Genomic DNA, 16,394 nt, shown 5'->3' on the forward strand with positions numbered 1-16,394 from the left:
CCGGCTACTATTGAACGGTTAGATACCGTTCCATCGTTTAACCAATGAATGTTCAATATCTAAATGATCAAGCATTCTGCCTACGAGATGAGTGCAAATATCTTCTATTGTCTCGGGTTTTGAATAAAAACCCGGAGTAGGCGGCATAATAAGCGCACCAGCTTCATCAGCGGCGAGCATATTTTGTAAGTGAATACGATTCAGCGGTGTCTCGCGAGGAACAAGAATTAGTTTGCGTCGTTCCTTTAATGTTACGTCTGCGGCTCTATGTATAAGGTTAGAGCCTATACCGTTAGCAATTGCACCAAGAGAAGCCATGGAACACGGACAAACAATCATGCCGTCATGTAACCATGAGCCACTAGCCGGCGCTGCTCCGAATTCATGTTGCGTGTATACAGAATGAGCGTAGGAGGTAAGGTGAGCGAGTTCCAGCCCTGACTCAAGCTCAAGGACTGTCTTGGCTGCATCAGATACAATAAGATGTACTTCAGCCTGAGAAGTGGCGGCGAGTTCTTTGAGCAGCGTAACAGACAGCGGCATTCCGCTGGCACCTGTCACTGCTACAACGATCTTTTTCATGACTCTCACTTACTATCGGAACATTGCTGATCCGGTGTAACATTAAAAAAACGCAAGTAAGGCAATTTTTCCACAAAGACGATTCGCTTTGTTGATTGTCTTGCAAGCGGCTTTAACAAACTAATTATGACAGTGCTAGAGAAATAAGCTCCAAAGGAATTTTTTTCTCCTTTTTGCACATTATTGTCAAATTAAGCCTCTTGTTTTCCGTTTTGTTGCACCAAGTTCAAGTAAATCCTACCTTGAACATCAAGAAATAACAAATATGTCATTTCAAGAAATTTCTTGATGCAATTCGAGACATCTCGAGACACTATAAAGCATCCCTGCCGGATTTGTTTTCATCTGGCCGCCTCATATTTCGCGAGCTATTTCATTTTTTCAGTGTACATCATTTTCCTCTATCAAGGCACGGCAACACGTTATATAACTTGACATCAAAGACGCGCACGTCTACTTAATCGCCCATGGGCTATTAGCTCAGCTGGATAGAGCGCTGCCCTCCGGAGGCAGAGGCCACAGGTTCGACTCCTGTATAGCCCGCCATTTTGTGTCTCAACACAAAAAGAAAATCCCCCTTGATGAGTTCAAGGGGGATTTTTTTTGTACCTATGAAAAATCCCTCGCCAACATTTGCTGACGAGGGAAAATCTAGGACGTGTAGATAACGCTACACACTTTTCTTGGAACCTATTTATTTTCTGCAAGAGTGTATAATGCAGCAGCGCTTGGTGCAGCTGGGAGAGTGCCGCCATTTGCAGGGGTGAACACAAGCACACGTGCAATGCTTGAAGGGCTGACAATCTGGTCATACATTTTCACAGTGTAATTGGAGGCTACAGATACCCCTTGTTCATTGAGGAAGCCAAGGTACTGTGAAAACTCACGGGTAGTATCCGCTGCTGACACAGTAAATGCGTTTTCACGCCAATCTTTTCCCCATTTTGCAACCTTGCTACCGCCAAGAGGGCGAAGGTAATTATTCGCTGCAGGAGTAGCAATACGCTGTACGAAAAGAACAGTCTCACCACTAGTGAACACTTTCGAGGAAACTGTTCCACGTGGAACTCTGCCGCTTACCTCAGTATTCAACGGTACTGTTACAGAAGTACTGCCCACCGCGTTAAAATCAGAAGAAATAGTAAGAGCGTACGCACCATGACCAATAGTTTTTGATGCTCCTGTTTCAGCCTGAGCTGCTACAGCAAAGAGGGATACACAGAGGAAAGCCAAAGCAAAACGTTTAACGATTGTATTCATAAGAACCTCACTTATTTTTTGTTTGTGAAGCTCTTTATAGCGCTGTTAATTCCCCATTAACATTCGCTAATTGATTGAAAAACGTTTCAAAATTTCATTGGAGGAATTCAAGAATTCCTTACGCAAAATGACACTCTATTATCTACACCCTTTGGAGTACATCGCGGTGCTCATTTTTAGTCCCACCTCATCATAATTATTCCTAAAATTTGCTGAGCAAAATCCAGAAACTCTAAATTTCAATGAAATCACCTGAAAAAACACAACCTCTATAAACAATTCATCTGTTTTTTCTTGAGCCTATCTACGCTTATCTATTGAAAAAACACTTCGTATTTTCCTGTAGTGTTATCGACCGCCTATGAAGTGTTTCGACTCAAACACTCTCTTTGAAAAAACTCTTTTGCCCTCCAGCAACCTTTGACAACAAAATATGAAATCATCACGGTTAATGGGAACAACAGAAAAAAATTAAATTTCATATATAGAACAAAATAGTCCCGACCAATGACTTCATGAGTTATAAAAATAGAACAAAAAAAGTCAAAGGCAGGGCCAGCTATAAGTGAAAGCTCAAAATAAATAAAAAAAGCAGTAGCAAACAAAAATTGTAATAAAAAACTCAACGAAATTGAAAAGTTGAAATACATAAAGGAAACAATCGCTAACTCCAACACCACGGGTAAAAACAGCCATTCCCTCCATGAATATGAAAGAGAAAGAAAATCCCTGCAATTACCTTCAAAGTAGGCCTTTATGAAAAACCTATCGATATATCCTTGAGTAATATACAGCCCACGGAAAATAAGTAAAAAAATCAGGCACCCCACAAACGACAATACTTTTTTAATTTTTTCTCTTTTCTCTCCAGTCCCTCTATATAAAAAAAACAAACTTAGAACAGTCCCTGCACTAACACTACAAAAGGCCGCTAGGATGAATTGTTGTAGACGTGCGACTCCGGCCTCTTCACCACGTAGCGAGCTATCCCAAAATAAAGAGCATATCTGTGCCAAAGGGTAACTCATAATAACAGCTAAGAAAGCTATAGCCCCGCAACAAACTGTAACGTGATACCCGGCCTTTCTTAAGTGTATTTTCTTAAGATAATGGCTCACAGCTCACCACATTCTGCGACTCGCTCTTCAGGCGGAGAAATCAATTCCTTAGGTACAGCTAACCGTGATGCAACGACGCTTAACAATCCATCATAGTCCAATTCAAGACCATAACATCCTTGCACAATATAGTCAGGGCGCAAACTATACCATAACGAATAGAGTTGGATTGCATCTCGAGTTGGAATAAAGTCAACATCCCAACTCCACCCCTCTTCAAGATACTCACTTCCTGTCCGCAAACGCACAACCGCAATACTTTTTGAATGCTGTAGATAGTACTTATTTGGATACACTCTCACGGTAGTGCAATTTGCTCCATCCCGCAGAAACAATTCCCAAGCCGCGGCAATCATAGAGTCACGAAGCTGACTATCCGTCATCAAATCGTAATCATCAATAGAACAACGCAAAGAGATCGCGTAATCACGGAATAAAAGCCCACCGATTTCTTCTTTCTCAGAAGCAAGAACAGTATAAGGAAGAGCGCGCGGTGTAGAAGGCTCGGAGACAGCTGCTTGTACCTTCAAAGGCGTACATAGAAATAAAAGTAAGATGATAAACAAAACTTGGTGCATAATGACTTCTTTGGATAAAAAACAATTTTCACTCTCGCATAACAACCTTTTTATATTTACTGTTTTCAATAAAAACAATATTTCAACGTTGCTTTAAGCACAAAAAAAGGTCGTGACATTATGTCACAACCTTTTTTCATGTGTACTGCATTAAACAAAGCAGCCAGATAGCGATGCGTACTGATATATCGCCGTACAGTGCGCTTGGAGTACGGGCGTCCCTTCCCGTTGCACCTGACTGCTGCTATTTATTGTTGTACTAACGTATGCAACTGGGAATATGCTTCCTCGATGGTACAAGGATCTTCAACCCGTTGCTGCAAAAATTCATTCACCTTAGGCACCATTGAAATCGCTTTATCAACCACGGGGTTTGACCCGTGAGAATAAGCGCCGATATTAACCATATCTTCTACTTTCTTATACGCTGCCAAAAGCTTTGTAACCGACTGTCCTTCCTCTATCACCTCTCGGGTACAGATATCACTGCGAAGACGGGAAACAGAGCGCAACACATCAATTGCAGGATAATGTCCGTTATCTGCAAGATCTCGAGTCAAAACAATGTGTCCATCCAGAATAGAACGAACAGCATCAGCAATCGGCTCGTTAAAATCGTCACCGTCCACAAGAACAGTATAAATGCCGGTGATACTCCCCTTGTCACTGTTGCCCGCACGTTCCAACAGTTTTGGAAGCTGCGTAAACACCGTCGGAGTGTATCCTTTGGTTGTAGGAGGCTCGCCTGTTGCCAAACCGACCTCACGAGCTGCCATCGCAAAACGGGTAACCGAGTCCATCATAAGAAGAACATTCTTTCCCTGATCACGATAGAACTCTGCAACTGCGGTTGCAGCATAGGCAGCACGCATACGAACCAATGGAGATTGATCAGAAGTTGCAACAAGCAGTACTGAACGTTTCATGCCTTCAGGCCCTAAGTCTTTTTCCATAAACTCAAGAACCTCACGACCACGCTCACCGATTAACGCAATCACGTTGATATCAGCTTCTGTGTATCGAGCCATCATCCCCATCAATGTTGATTTACCAACGCCGGAACCAGCCATAATACCAACACGCTGCCCTTTACCAAGGGTAATCAGGCTGTTGATTGAACGAACGCCGACGTCCAGCGGCTCGACAATGCGAGCACGAGAGAGCGGATTTGGCGGTGTTGCGTACAAAGGTTTATAGCCTTCTGCCGTCAACATTGGAGACTCAGAGCCAAGCTCATTCCCAAAAGCATCGAATGCCTTGCCAAGCATATCGTTTCCTACAGGAAATGTCGGCGGAAGACTGGAGTTACGAATCAAAGACCCCGGTTTAATGCCGCGCATATCGCCATAAGGCATAAACAGAATGTTGCCGTCACGAAATCCGACAACTTCTGCCGGAATCTGCTCTGCACCTTCTTCCGGTATAAGCTGACATACAGAACCAAGCGGAGCTTTAATGCCACACCCTTCTACAATAAGACCGACGACCTTGTTCACCTTACCAAACGACTGGCTCGGATCAAGGTTGTTCAGCATCTCAAGGGCGCCATTAGGATCGATCATATCTGATCCTCTGGAATCACAAGCTGATCCAAAATTTCATCTACAGCCTGTCTACGACTGGTAATGGTATTGTCGACCATGCCGTCACGGCTCTCAACAATAATACCGCCAGCTTCAATGGCTGCACTCGCTTTAACAGTCCATGCTTCCAGTCCATTGTAATGATGCTGAGCATTCTGAATAATAGCTGAAACCATTGCTTCATCGTCTGGATGGACAGTCACAACAAGTTGTCTGCGGTCATCAAGCACCTGCACTGCTTCAGCAAAAAGTTTTTCCATGGATGACTGACGGTTTTCTGACATCTCTACTGCACATGTCCGCTCTACAGAAGCTCGGACAACAGTAACCAAGTCATCACGCCAGGTATTGAAAATGTTAGAGCACTGGCCCTGAATAGCACCAAGAACACCGGACACTGAGTCTGCATGCTGCTTCTGAACTGCTTCCAGTTCCTGCTGTGCCTGTTGGCAGCCCTGCTCATAGCCTTCCTGACGAGCCTTTTCTTTTATCCATTCAGCTTCTTCGCGGGCTTTAGCAAGAATCTTTGAGGCACGCTCCGCTGCACGTTCACGAACACGCTCCATATATGCAGCTTCTGTTGCATCATCCCACTGCATAGAACGGGAGCCTTCAACGCCTTCCAGCGTATGTTCATTGGCTGTTCCCGGACCAGTAAAAATAGTTCCCCACGCAGCCACACCTTTCGGTGCGGCTGTGTCGGATAATATTTCGCCAGAAAGAATATTAGATGAAGACATCGTTGCCTCCGCGTCCGATGGCTATGCGTCCTTCCATTTCGAGACGGCGCACAATCTTTACGATTGACTGCTGTGCACCCTCTACATCGGAAAGCTTTGTAGGTCCCATGATCTCCAAATCTTCCCTGATCATAGTAGCCGCACGTTCGGACATGTTGCTGAAGAATACGTCCTGCATTTCCTCGGAAGCACCTTTGAGCGCCAGAGTCATATCCTCGTTGGATACTTCTTTCAGCAGCTCGCGGATACCACGACCATCCAGTGTTGCCACATCTTCGAATACGAACATGAGATTTCGAATATCTTCTGCCATCTGTACAGATTCTTCTTCGATCTCTGCCAGTACTTCTTCTTCTGTAGCTCGGTCCACTGCGTTGAGAATTTCCGCAACAGCAGCGACGCCGCCCACTTTCTTGCCTTCTTTGCCGCCCATTGCAATGAGCTGGCTCTGCAACACTTTATCTACTGCCATAAGCATATCTTCCGGTACTGCTTCAAGACGGGCAAGACGCATAAGCACCTCCGGTCTAATGCCGGCAGGAAGCATCTGGATAAGCTCTGCAGCTTGGTCAGAATGCAGATGACCAAGAATAAGTGCCAGTGTCTGCGGATGTTCGTTTCGTAAAATCTGTGAAAGGATACGTGGACTTACGTTCTCAAGCTCACGGAACGGTGCTGGACCGTTATCCAGCTCAAGAGCATCCATAATGTACTTAGCGGTCTCACTATCAAGGTTTTTAAGGAGCATACGACGGGTGGCTTCTTCGCCACCGGAAATCATTTCCTTACCTGCAATCATTGAGTGGTGAAACTCGCGTAAAATATCTTCTACATCTTCTTTAGGAACTGTATCCAGTTCCATCATGGCTTTTGAAATCTGGGCAATGTCTGCACGATCAAGACGTTTGAATGTCTCGGCGGTAAACTTGTCCCCCATTGCCAGAAGTAATACGGCGGTTTTTTCCGCGCCTTTAAGCTGAGTGGCCAACTTTATGCCCTCCGGTATCTTTAAGCCAAGACTTCAAGATGCCTACGGCCTGTTCCATGTTCTGTTCGGAAATCTGTAATGCATGCGCCTTAATATCTTCAATCTTTTTGAGAGCATCTAACGCATCAAGTTCTTCTTCACCTTCAATAAGCGCTATACGCTCTTCGCCCAGAGGAAGCCCTTCAAGGCCTTCCATAACTTCGCCAGCTTCAACTTTAGGTCGAATCAGCGCAAGAATAACCGGACGCACGATAAGTAAAAGGAAAAGGAAAACGAGCACTGCGTTCAGAATCGGCTTACCCATACGTAATGCGTAGTCGCCAATAACCTCTGCAAGACTGCGTTCGCGTTCTACATTCAGTTCTCCAAAAGCGATACAAGAAACTTCAATGGCATCACCACGGGATGTTTCAAAACCAACCGCATTGGAAACAAGTTCTTTAATCCGCGCCATCTCTTCTTCAGATCGCGGAGTAAAAGCCATTTCGCCTGTATCTGGGTTCGCTGCGTACACACCATCAACAACAACTGCGATGCTTAAACGATCGACCTGCCCGACGGGAGTTACGATGTTCTGCTCTTCTTTGTTGATCTCGTAGTTGATGGTAGAAGTTTCACGGGTTGCATCCTGCTGGCTTACACTGCCGCCGATACCGTCACCTCTAAAGTTAGCATCCGGTGTTCCGGCTTCAAGGTTAGCGCTACCGCGAGTGGTTTCTTCACTTTTCTGCTCAGAACGAACAACAGCACTGGATGGATCGTACAATTCTTTACGGATTGTGCGCTGACTGAAATCAAGATCCGCGTTTACTTTTGCGATAACCTTGCCTGCGCCAATAATCGGATAAAGCAATTCCTGAATACGCATTTCCAGATTTCTCTGGATGGTCTGTTTATGGTCAAACTGCGTTGCGGTCATCCCTTCAATAGAATTTTCATCTTCAGGATGATACAAAACTGTCCCTTTTGTATCCGCAATGGACACACGGCCCTTTTCAAGACCTTCAACAGACATGGTAATGAGGTTTACAATTGCCATCACATCTTTGTCTGTCATCTTCTTGCCTTCAGCAATCGTCAAAACAACAGAAGCAGACGGTGGCAGTTCTTCCTCAATAAACAGGCTTTTCTGAGGAATTACCAAATGCACTCGAGAGGATTCAACCGCAGGGAATTCCGTAATGGTACGGCTCAATTCACCCTGAAGAGCGCGCTGGTAGTTAATTTTTTGAACAAACTCAGTCTGTCCCACTTTAACATCATCAAAAACCTCGAAGCCAATGCCCTGCCCTGTTAAACCACCTTCACCGGCAATCTTAATACGCATGTCGTATACTTTATCTGCCGGAACGAGGATGGTGGAGCCGTTGTTTTCCAGACTGTATGAAACTTTTTCAGACTGAAGAACTTTTACGATTCTATTTGCATCCTCAAGGGCAAGGTTGGAATACAACAACTGCATGTCCGGCTTGTTCAGCCAGAACAACAGCGCGAAAAACACGCCGAGTACAGTAAGTGCAAGACCGCCGATAAATACCCTTTGCGAGAGGGTAATACTCGACCAGAAATTTTTAGTGCGATCGACAGCATCGTTTAACATGGGGGACATTTTTTACTCCGAAAAATACAGTTAATGAATGGCGATAAGAAACAGTGTGGACTAGAACTGCATTTTGCTGATTTCGTTGTACGCGTTAAGAACCTTATTACGGACGGCGGACGTAAGGTTCATTGCAACGCTTGCTTTCTGCAACGTAATCATAAGCTCGTGAACATTCTGCTGCTCACCTGATGCAAAGGACTCGATCATGCCGGATTTTTCCTGCTGCATGTCGTTAACCTTTTTTACAGATGCTTCAACAGTATCAATAAACGATGTGGTTGTTTTTTCTTCAGCTACAGTGGACTGCTGTACCTTTTTATTACCTGACGCGAAGCTGTTTAATGCTTCTGAATACGCCTTCATTCCAACACTTTGAATAGACATACCTTCTCCCCGAAGTTATCCGCTTACCCGCGGCCAAGTTCCAATGCTTTGTTATACATGGTCTTCACGGCATCCATTGAAGAAATGTTTGCTTCATAACTGCGCTGAACAGTCATGAGGTTCGCCATTTCTTCAACCACGTTGATATCAGGATAGAAAACGTATCCTTCTTCATTTGCGTCGGGATGACCCGGCTCATACACCTGTTTCAACGGGCGCTTGTCCTGCGCTACTTCCTTAACTCGAACACCTCGTAAATCTCTGTCCATTGCTGACTGCATCTGTTTGCTGAATGGGTGATCGACTTCGGTGGCTTGTAAGACAACTGTCTTACGACGGTACGGGCCACCTTCGGGTGTACGGGTAGTTTTAGCGTTAGCAAGGTTCATTGAAATAATGTTCATGCTTGTACGCTCAGTACTGAGCGCAGAAGCTCCGATATCGAGTGCTGTCATGAAATCCATTATTTAGCTCCGCTGGTAATAATATTTTTCATACCTTCAAAGTTGCTCTTAACCACTGTAGCAAGTGTGTTGTAGCGCATGGTATTCTTGGCCATTACAGCCATTTCTTTATCCATATCTACACGGTCTTCACCATGAACAACTCGCAACGGCATTTTCTTTTCCCACTCCGGTCCAAAGTTTTTTGGATCAAAAGCCGCTGGAACATGTTTGCCTGATGTACGAGTCATTTTGCCACGACCGTCAATATTCAGTGCTTTTTGAAGGTCTTCTTCAAATTTAACCCTGCGGGCGAGATACCCGGGGGTTTTAAGGTTTGCCATGTTACTCATGACAACATTCTGACGCTGCAACTGCATATCCATAACCTTGGCGCTCAGCAGCAACGGGGTTTCAAATAACCCTTTCATACAGGTACCCTCCTTTTTTTCACTAAATCTTTCCGCGCGCTCCAGCCTATAACGGAGCTAACGGTACTGAATACAAAGCAAAAGACGTTCCATACGTGCAACTGCTTATTTTTATTATATTTTTCAGGAAGACGTCAGTTTTTTCAGAATAGAAAAAAGAAAAAGTGACAGAGATTTGTCACTGTTATGAATGGCGATCAAATTATTTTTGGCACAGTAGTTGCTGAATACTTTGCAGAAATCAAAAAGCAGAACTATTTTTCCTACACGCCTAATCGTATGAATTTGTGGGGATGTAGCTAAACTCAATAAGGAAAACCGTATGAGCGACTACCAGACATTAAAAGTACTTGGCGAATACCATCTCGCGTTAGGCGACACTGAAAAAGCAATTGAATGCTTTGAAGGTGCTATGGAACTTAACAGTGAATCTTCCGAGCCGTTTCTCGGTCTTGCAGCAGTAAGCATCTTTGAAGGAGATTACGACGCAGCACTCTCCTTGTATGAAAAAGCTGCTTCCATGGAAAAAAGCGCGCGTGCTCATGCCGGTATCGGTCTGGTTTTAGCTGAGCAAGGCAAGCATGACGAAAGTTTTACCCACTTTCTCACAGCACTTTCCATCAACCCTGTCGATAAAGTAGCATTGAATTGTCTGCTTCAGCAGGGCTACAGCACCGAACGAGTAGAAGAGATTCTTCCAGCTTTTGCCCGTGCCCTTGAAGAAGACGGCACCGACACAGCGGTTCGTTTCTCCTACGCTACCTGCCTTTTTTCTACAGATCGCAAAGAAGAATCCATTGCTGAATTCAACGAAATTTTACGCCTCGATCCAGAGCACGAGGCAACAAAAGAAGTATTATCGCACATCGCTGCATAATATTCCCCTCCACAAAGTTGTAAGGCTCCCGATTCTGTATGCAGCAGAATCGGGAGCCTTATTTTTTAATCTGTTTCATAAACAGCCATTTTTAGGTACCTAGAATAAAGAAGAGTATACAGCAGACTTGTTCTTTTTTTCTCCATGTATTAGCGTTATTCAATATAACAAGAGGGCATTACGTTACTCTGTTTGACGGGATTCATCCTGCGCAATCTACAATACAAAGGGAGCTAGATATGGCAGGAGCTACGGTTCCAACAAGTACTGAAGCAGAAAGTTCATGCGCAACACAGTCTATATTCTCTGCGAACGACTCAGCACGCGATATGATCCTCAATTCTCCTCTGTGGGAATTTTGGTACTCTGCCGACGGGGCTCTGGAAGTTGTTTCAAACGCTTGTGAGACTTGTTGCGGTTATGAAGCCAAGCACTTTTACCGTAACTCACGATTCATGGAAGCAATCCTCATTGAAGAACACCTTCCGCTATGGCACGGACTATGGCGCAAGATCAATGACGGAGAAAACTATGCATCGGCAGAATTTCAAATCCGCTTGCCGGACAGTAAAAAACGATGGATGAAATTTGAGGCCAGCCGTGCCCTTGATGCAAACGGCTGCTATCGTGGAATCCGTGCTTTTTGTCATGATATCACGTCACATCGCAGTGTTGTACAACAACTCATGCACTTCACATGGCACGACAGCCTGACGAAACTTCCCAATAGATGTAAATGTATTAAAAAAATTCAAAAAACCATCACTCGGGCACAAACAACCGGTTGCTGGAACTTTTCTATTATTTATATTGATATTGACCGGTTCAAAAACATCAATGACTCCCTCGGGCACGAAGCCGGAGATACTATTCTCTGTAAACTCGCCGACAGGCTTCGAGATTCTACATACGGATTTGAAACCGTGTTTAGAATCGGCGGTGACGAGTTCGTGCTTATTTATGAAGACACGTCCGACCACCAATCAGTCCATCGCTCTATTGATCGACTCATCAAAAGAATAAAACGTCCTATCTTATGGAACGGCAAACAAATTCATATGTCTGCAAGCTTCGGAATTATGCATGCGGATATGGAAGTTGAAACAGCCGAGCGCTACCTGCAAAATGCGCATGTAGCTCTCAACCATGGGCGCTCCAACTGTACTAGCGGTGTTGCTGTTTACGATTCAAAAATTTTTTCAAAAGCTCTCAAACTCATCAGTATGGAGCTGGATCTCCATAACGCCCTGCTCAATGATGAATTCTTTTTAGTATACCAGCCTGTTGTCGATACTATGACACGTGCCGTTACTGGCTTTGAAGCCCTTGTTCGTTGGAAAAACAGTCAGGGACAGATTATTTCCCCTTCTAAGTTTATCCCTCTGGCGGAAGAAACAGGACTTATTCTCGAGTTAGGGGAGTGGGTTTTGTTGGAAGCATGCTCTACTCTTGCTGCATGGCGAAAAAGCAATTCTCAATTCAGAAATCTCAAAGTGAATGTTAACTTATCAGCCCGTCAGCTTTCCGACCTTAACTTAACAGACACCGTCGCACAGATTCTTGAAAAAACGGGTCTTCCGCCAAATTGTTTACGGCTCGAAGTAACTGAGACCATGCTCATGGAAAATCCTGACTATGCTGATACAACCTTACACAGGTTACGAGCATTAGGAGTAGGACTCTGTATTGATGACTTTGGCACTGGATACTCTTCGCTCATGTACCTGCAACAATTTCCTATCAGCAATCTGAAAATTGATCGCAGCTTCGTAACTGATATGGAAAAAAACCCCGCAAACTATGAAATCGTTAAAGCTGTTGTTGCCCTTGCCCATGCTTTAGGACTTACTGTCGTGGCTGAAGGAGTAGAGGAAGAAGAACAACGCATTATGCTTATGGAAGCCGGCTGTGATTTCTCACAGGGCTACCTGTTTTCACGTCCTATTCCACCTGAAGAGCTTCCGGCAATGGTAAACACTATGCAAATGCCGCAAAAAAGCCTGCCACAGGCAGGATAAAAATTCCCTGAAAGAAGAGCCGAAAAGAATTCGACAGAGGACAATTCCAAGAGTATCCTCTTAGAATGTCAAAACCTCGCACTATAAAAGAATCTTTTTTTACCGGTGCCCGCACAATTATCCCAGTCATACCGGGAATCCTTCCTTTCGGTATGCTCACTGGAGTAGTGACTATTGCCACTGGTATTTCACCGTTAAAAGCCATTTTCATGACATTTTTCATGTTTGCCGGAGCCGCGCAGGTATCAGTTGCTCAGCTCATGTCTGAAAACGCTTCTGCCGTTATTATCATCGCAACAGCAATCATGATTAACCTTCGTTTCGTCATGTACAGTGCTTCCATCACGCCATACCTTGGTAAAATGAACCGCCTGCAACGCCTTTTTATATCCTATACCCTTTCGGATCAGGCATATGCGGTCTCCATTGTGGAATTCACCAAAAAGAACAGCCCATATCAAAAATTTCCGTTTTTCTTGGGCGCATGTACATCCATGTATGTCACTTGGATTCTCTCAACAATCAGTGGTATATTTTTCGGCTCCCTCATCCCCGATGCTTGGTCTTTCGACTTTGCCGTTCCGCTAACTTTTTTAGCGTTGCTAGCTCCTAATATTACAGACAGACCCGCTGCGCTCGCAGCTGTCGTATCAGCTGCAATCGCTATTCTTACAGCTTCGTTACCATATAATATGGGACTTATGATCGGCGCACTCAGTGGAATCTTTGTGGGATATGTTTCAAGCAAACGAAAGGATACAAGTCATGAGTAATACAACATTCTGGCTTGTCATCAGCGCAATCGGAATTGCAACTATACTAATGAGAGGGTCTTTTATTCTCACAGGTGAGCGGTTCAAACTAAGCGATAAATTCGGAGAAATTCTGCGCTTCATACCGGCATCTGTTCTTGCAGCTCTTGTTGCGCCGGCAATCTTTTACCACAACGGCATGGTCGAAGCGCTTCACGGAAAAGAGCGCCTTCTGGCCAGTTTGTTTGCTCTCATAGTTGCATACAAAACACAGAATATTTTTTACACCATTCTTACAGGTATGGGGACACTCTACCTGCTGCAATATTTTCTATAAAAAAAGCTTCCGGAAAATCCGGAAGCTTTTTTTATCTACAGTGATGAAGAGCGTCTGCCGCAATGCGCATATGTTCTTTTTCTGACTGACAAAGAGAAAGAAAATGTTTCTCCATCTCAGTATCTTTATAAAGATGTGCCATATTTCGATACAGATCATACGCTGAAAACTCAATCGTAATTGCCATTTCAATGACATTCTGGCAGCCAGCATCTTTCTGCATAAGTTTTGCTGCCAATTCATCAAAATCTAAACCACCTTCCAAAATATCACCCGGTAACGATGCATAAACATCATCAAAAGATAGTGGATTGTCCTGAGATTTTTCCCAAAACTTATAAATCATATGAGCATGAGCTTCTTCAGCTTTAACGAGTTTCTCCATAACAGGAGTAAAAGGAGCATTAGGGAATTTTTCCAAAACCAACTCATAAAACTTATGAGCACCTTTTTCTAAGTTCATCGCCTGATAAAGCAAATCTTCATCAGCACCGTCTGTATCAAAAACTTTTAAATTCGGCATATCTTCAATATAATGCCCGTCCCACTCAAGATACCCACCAAGCATGTTATACACACGGCCTGTAAAGTCTGGATGCGTTCCAATAAAAACAGACGCTGCAACGGATCTTTTACCGGAAAGACAGTACACAACAGTGTCTTTTGTTGAAGAAAGCTCTGAAATTCGATCTTCAATTTCATCCACCGGTAACAAAATTGCTCCTGCAAGATGATCTTCCTCGTACTCATCGAGAAAACGAACATCTACAAGCTGGTAATGATCTTCACGAGTTTTGCTCATAAACTCTCTTACTTCATCAACAGTAAGATCCTGATATTCTTTTTCCATAGGTAATCCTTTTAAAAATCCACGCAGCAATTTCCCAGAATAGACAATAGAACAGAATTGGACATGTGCACGTCCAAACGATAATGTTACGATTGCAAAAATGAGTTTTGCGTAAAACTGGTAACAATTTAGATAGCATGAGTTTCACCTTGCAAAGAAACTCACATCGCGATAGTGACAAAGATAGACAAATTAATAGTAATAGTAATTAAATCTATTACTGACTTATTTCTTAGAATTTTTAGTATCTCATTTCAAGTGAAAATAGATAAGGGGTCAGAGATGAATGACATCAAACTTGCAAAAGGTGTTTACTGGGTTGGCGCTGTTGACCGGGACATTCCGCCTTCCAGCGGGTATGCAGGAACAAGTTACAACGCGTACTTGATTATTGATGAAAAAATTACTCTTGTAGATGGAGTAAAATATTCTCATCGTGACCAGTTCTGGGAACGCATTCGCAACATCATCGATCCTGAAAAAATCGACTACATGATTGTAAACCACGTTGAACCAGATCACTCCAGTAGCTTACCGGAAATTATCAGCACTATTAAGCCGGAAAAAATATTCTGCTCCTCCGCCGGTAAGGATGCAATCATCGCCCACTTCCATGACAAAACATGGCCTTTCCAAGTAGTAAAAAGTGGTGATGAAATTTCCTTGGGTGAAAGAACTGTTCACTTCATCATGACCCGAATGCTTCATTGGCCGGACTCTATGTTCTCCTACCTCAAAGAAGACGGCATTTTGTTCTCAAACGATGCCTTTGGTCAACACATTGCGTCCGATGAACGCTTTGACGATGAAGTAGATATTGCAGTCCCTATCAAAGGCGCAAAATTTTTCTACGCGAACAACCTGAACCTGCTTTCACCACTCATCAGAAAGACATTGGTTGCTTTAGAAAAAATGGAACTCACGCTCAATATGATTGCTCCGGATCACGGGTATATCTGGAGAAGTCATCCTGAGAAGATTTTAGAAGCATATGCACGGTGGAGTTGCCAAAAGCACGACAAAAAAGCACTGGTCGTCTATGACACTAAGTGGAAATCCACAGAGATCATGGCAAAAGCAATTGCTCAAGGAATTGAAGAAAAAAACGTTCCTGTTCAGCTCTGTAGCCTCAAAACATGGCACCGCGGCGCGATCATGGAAGAGTTCCTTACCGCAAGTACAATAGTTATGGGAAGCCCTACAATCAACAATGGTGTCATCCCTAGCATGGCTTCCTTCCTTCACTACATAAAAGGCCTGAAACCGAAAAACAAAATCGGTGCCGGCTTTGGCTCCTACGGCTGGGGTGGTGAAGGAGTGCGTCAAATTAACGCAACAATGGATGACCTTAAATTTAACCGCGTAGACGATGGATTACGAATTAAATTCGTTCCAGACGAAGAGCAACTTCAGGCCTGTGTTGAATACGGCCATAAAATTGCTGAAGCAACTCTGGCTTATAATCCGGGTTGTTCTAAAGAATAACAAGCTATTCTTTTACGTACTATCAAAGCCGACGGTATTCGCTGTCGGCTTTTTTCTTTTTATCTCACTTACACAATACACTTTTCCAATGCGCAGATTCACAAAACACTCAACCACAAATTTTCAAAAACTATTTACACCTAACTAACCACACTCCTGCCTCTCTTCTCTCCCGCAAAATTTCACCCCCAAAACCCCCTCTACTAACCAGCCTCTCTTCTTCCATATATCGGGTAAGTAGAATCCATTTTTTTCCCCATCCCCTACCACAATCCCAGCAGGCCTTGGATTATGTCTTCGAGAGGGTTCACGGCATAGTTTTTCGTACCGATCTTAGCCTCGTTTTGCTGATGAGCATTCTACCG

Annotated in this window: 17 protein-coding genes and 1 tRNA gene; 6 read left to right on the plus strand and 12 right to left on the minus strand. The window is 43.9% G+C overall.

Annotated features, from left to right (window positions below; genetic code table 11):
* Window positions 1-18 precede the first annotated feature (18 nt).
* Complete coding sequence (locus tag QZY95_RS00435) at window positions 19-582, minus strand: UbiX family flavin prenyltransferase (protein ID WP_290917831.1); 564 nt, start codon at window positions 580-582, stop codon at window positions 19-21.
* Window positions 583-1,051: 469 nt separating this feature from the next.
* Here QZY95_RS00435 and QZY95_RS00440 point away from each other — a divergent pair.
* A tRNA-Arg gene (locus QZY95_RS00440) sits at window positions 1,052-1,128 on the plus strand.
* A gap of 144 nt (window positions 1,129-1,272) precedes the next feature.
* Here the strand turns inward: QZY95_RS00440 and QZY95_RS00445 are convergent.
* From QZY95_RS00445 to flgB, 10 genes are all read right to left on the minus strand, one after another.
* The gene (locus QZY95_RS00445; RefSeq protein WP_290917835.1) at window positions 1,273-1,842 is read right to left on the minus strand and encodes a hypothetical protein; all 570 of its coding nucleotides are present in this window, start codon (window positions 1,840-1,842) and stop codon (window positions 1,273-1,275) included.
* A gap of 359 nt (window positions 1,843-2,201) precedes the next feature.
* The gene (locus QZY95_RS00450; RefSeq protein WP_290917838.1) at window positions 2,202-2,960 is read right to left on the minus strand and encodes a hypothetical protein; all 759 of its coding nucleotides are present in this window, start codon (window positions 2,958-2,960) and stop codon (window positions 2,202-2,204) included.
* A complete protein-coding gene (locus QZY95_RS00455; RefSeq protein WP_290917841.1) occupies window positions 2,957-3,538 on the minus strand; it encodes a hypothetical protein in 582 nt (193 codons plus the stop codon). The genes QZY95_RS00450 and QZY95_RS00455 overlap by 4 nt, the downstream gene beginning before the upstream one ends.
* A gap of 248 nt (window positions 3,539-3,786) precedes the next feature.
* Window positions 3,787-5,100, minus strand: a complete 1,314-nt coding sequence (locus tag QZY95_RS00460) for a FliI/YscN family ATPase (protein WP_290917844.1) — start codon at window positions 5,098-5,100, stop codon at window positions 3,787-3,789.
* The gene (locus QZY95_RS00465) at window positions 5,097-5,861 is read right to left on the minus strand and encodes a FliH/SctL family protein (protein ID WP_290917845.1); all 765 of its coding nucleotides are present in this window, start codon (window positions 5,859-5,861) and stop codon (window positions 5,097-5,099) included. The genes QZY95_RS00460 and QZY95_RS00465 overlap by 4 nt, the downstream gene beginning before the upstream one ends.
* Window positions 5,848-6,798, minus strand: coding sequence for a flagellar motor switch protein FliG (gene fliG, locus QZY95_RS00470; protein ID WP_290917880.1), 951 nt, complete (start codon window positions 6,796-6,798; stop codon window positions 5,848-5,850). Before fliG ends, QZY95_RS00465 begins: the two co-directional genes overlap by 14 nt.
* Before the next feature lie 34 nt (window positions 6,799-6,832).
* Window positions 6,833-8,458, minus strand: a complete 1,626-nt coding sequence (gene fliF / locus QZY95_RS00475; RefSeq protein WP_290917848.1) for a flagellar basal-body MS-ring/collar protein FliF — start codon at window positions 8,456-8,458, stop codon at window positions 6,833-6,835.
* Between the two features lie 51 nt (window positions 8,459-8,509).
* Window positions 8,510-8,836: a flagellar hook-basal body complex protein FliE gene (gene fliE, locus QZY95_RS00480; protein ID WP_290917851.1), complete on the minus strand. Its 327-nt coding sequence runs from the start codon at window positions 8,834-8,836 to the stop codon at window positions 8,510-8,512.
* A 23-nt stretch (window positions 8,837-8,859) separates the two neighbouring features.
* Entirely contained in the window at window positions 8,860-9,300 is a 441-nt protein-coding gene (gene flgC, locus QZY95_RS00485; RefSeq protein WP_290917854.1) for a flagellar basal body rod protein FlgC, read from the minus strand.
* Window positions 9,300-9,710, minus strand: coding sequence for a flagellar basal body rod protein FlgB (gene flgB / locus QZY95_RS00490; protein WP_290917857.1), 411 nt, complete (start codon window positions 9,708-9,710; stop codon window positions 9,300-9,302). Before flgB ends, flgC begins: the two co-directional genes overlap by 1 nt.
* 322 nt (window positions 9,711-10,032) lie before the next feature.
* Between flgB and QZY95_RS00495 the strand changes: the two genes are divergently transcribed.
* From QZY95_RS00495 to QZY95_RS00510, 4 genes are all read left to right on the plus strand, one after another.
* Window positions 10,033-10,587 (plus strand): tetratricopeptide repeat protein, encoded by a 555-nt coding sequence (locus QZY95_RS00495; RefSeq protein ID WP_290917860.1) that lies wholly within the window; start codon window positions 10,033-10,035, stop codon window positions 10,585-10,587.
* Between the two features lie 239 nt (window positions 10,588-10,826).
* Window positions 10,827-12,605: a bifunctional diguanylate cyclase/phosphodiesterase gene (locus QZY95_RS00500; RefSeq protein ID WP_290917863.1), complete on the plus strand. Its 1,779-nt coding sequence runs from the start codon at window positions 10,827-10,829 to the stop codon at window positions 12,603-12,605.
* A gap of 65 nt (window positions 12,606-12,670) precedes the next feature.
* Window positions 12,671-13,378, plus strand: coding sequence for an AzlC family ABC transporter permease (locus QZY95_RS00505; protein ID WP_290917867.1), 708 nt, complete (start codon window positions 12,671-12,673; stop codon window positions 13,376-13,378).
* A complete protein-coding gene (locus tag QZY95_RS00510) occupies window positions 13,371-13,694 on the plus strand; it encodes an AzlD domain-containing protein (RefSeq protein ID WP_290917871.1) in 324 nt (107 codons plus the stop codon). Before QZY95_RS00505 ends, QZY95_RS00510 begins: the two co-directional genes overlap by 8 nt.
* 31 nt (window positions 13,695-13,725) lie before the next feature.
* Here QZY95_RS00510 and QZY95_RS00515 read toward each other — a convergent pair whose 3' ends face one another.
* The gene (locus QZY95_RS00515; RefSeq protein WP_290917874.1) at window positions 13,726-14,544 is read right to left on the minus strand and encodes a rhodanese-like domain-containing protein; all 819 of its coding nucleotides are present in this window, start codon (window positions 14,542-14,544) and stop codon (window positions 13,726-13,728) included.
* 282 nt (window positions 14,545-14,826) lie between these two features.
* Here QZY95_RS00515 and QZY95_RS00520 point away from each other — a divergent pair, with 282 nt between their 5' ends.
* Complete coding sequence (locus tag QZY95_RS00520; RefSeq protein WP_290917877.1) at window positions 14,827-16,029, plus strand: FprA family A-type flavoprotein; 1,203 nt, start codon at window positions 14,827-14,829, stop codon at window positions 16,027-16,029.
* Window positions 16,030-16,394: the final 365 nt, after the last annotated feature.

It is taken from the genome of Halodesulfovibrio sp., from assembly GCF_015482765.1.
Classification (GTDB): domain Bacteria; phylum Desulfobacterota; class Desulfovibrionia; order Desulfovibrionales; family Desulfovibrionaceae; genus Halodesulfovibrio.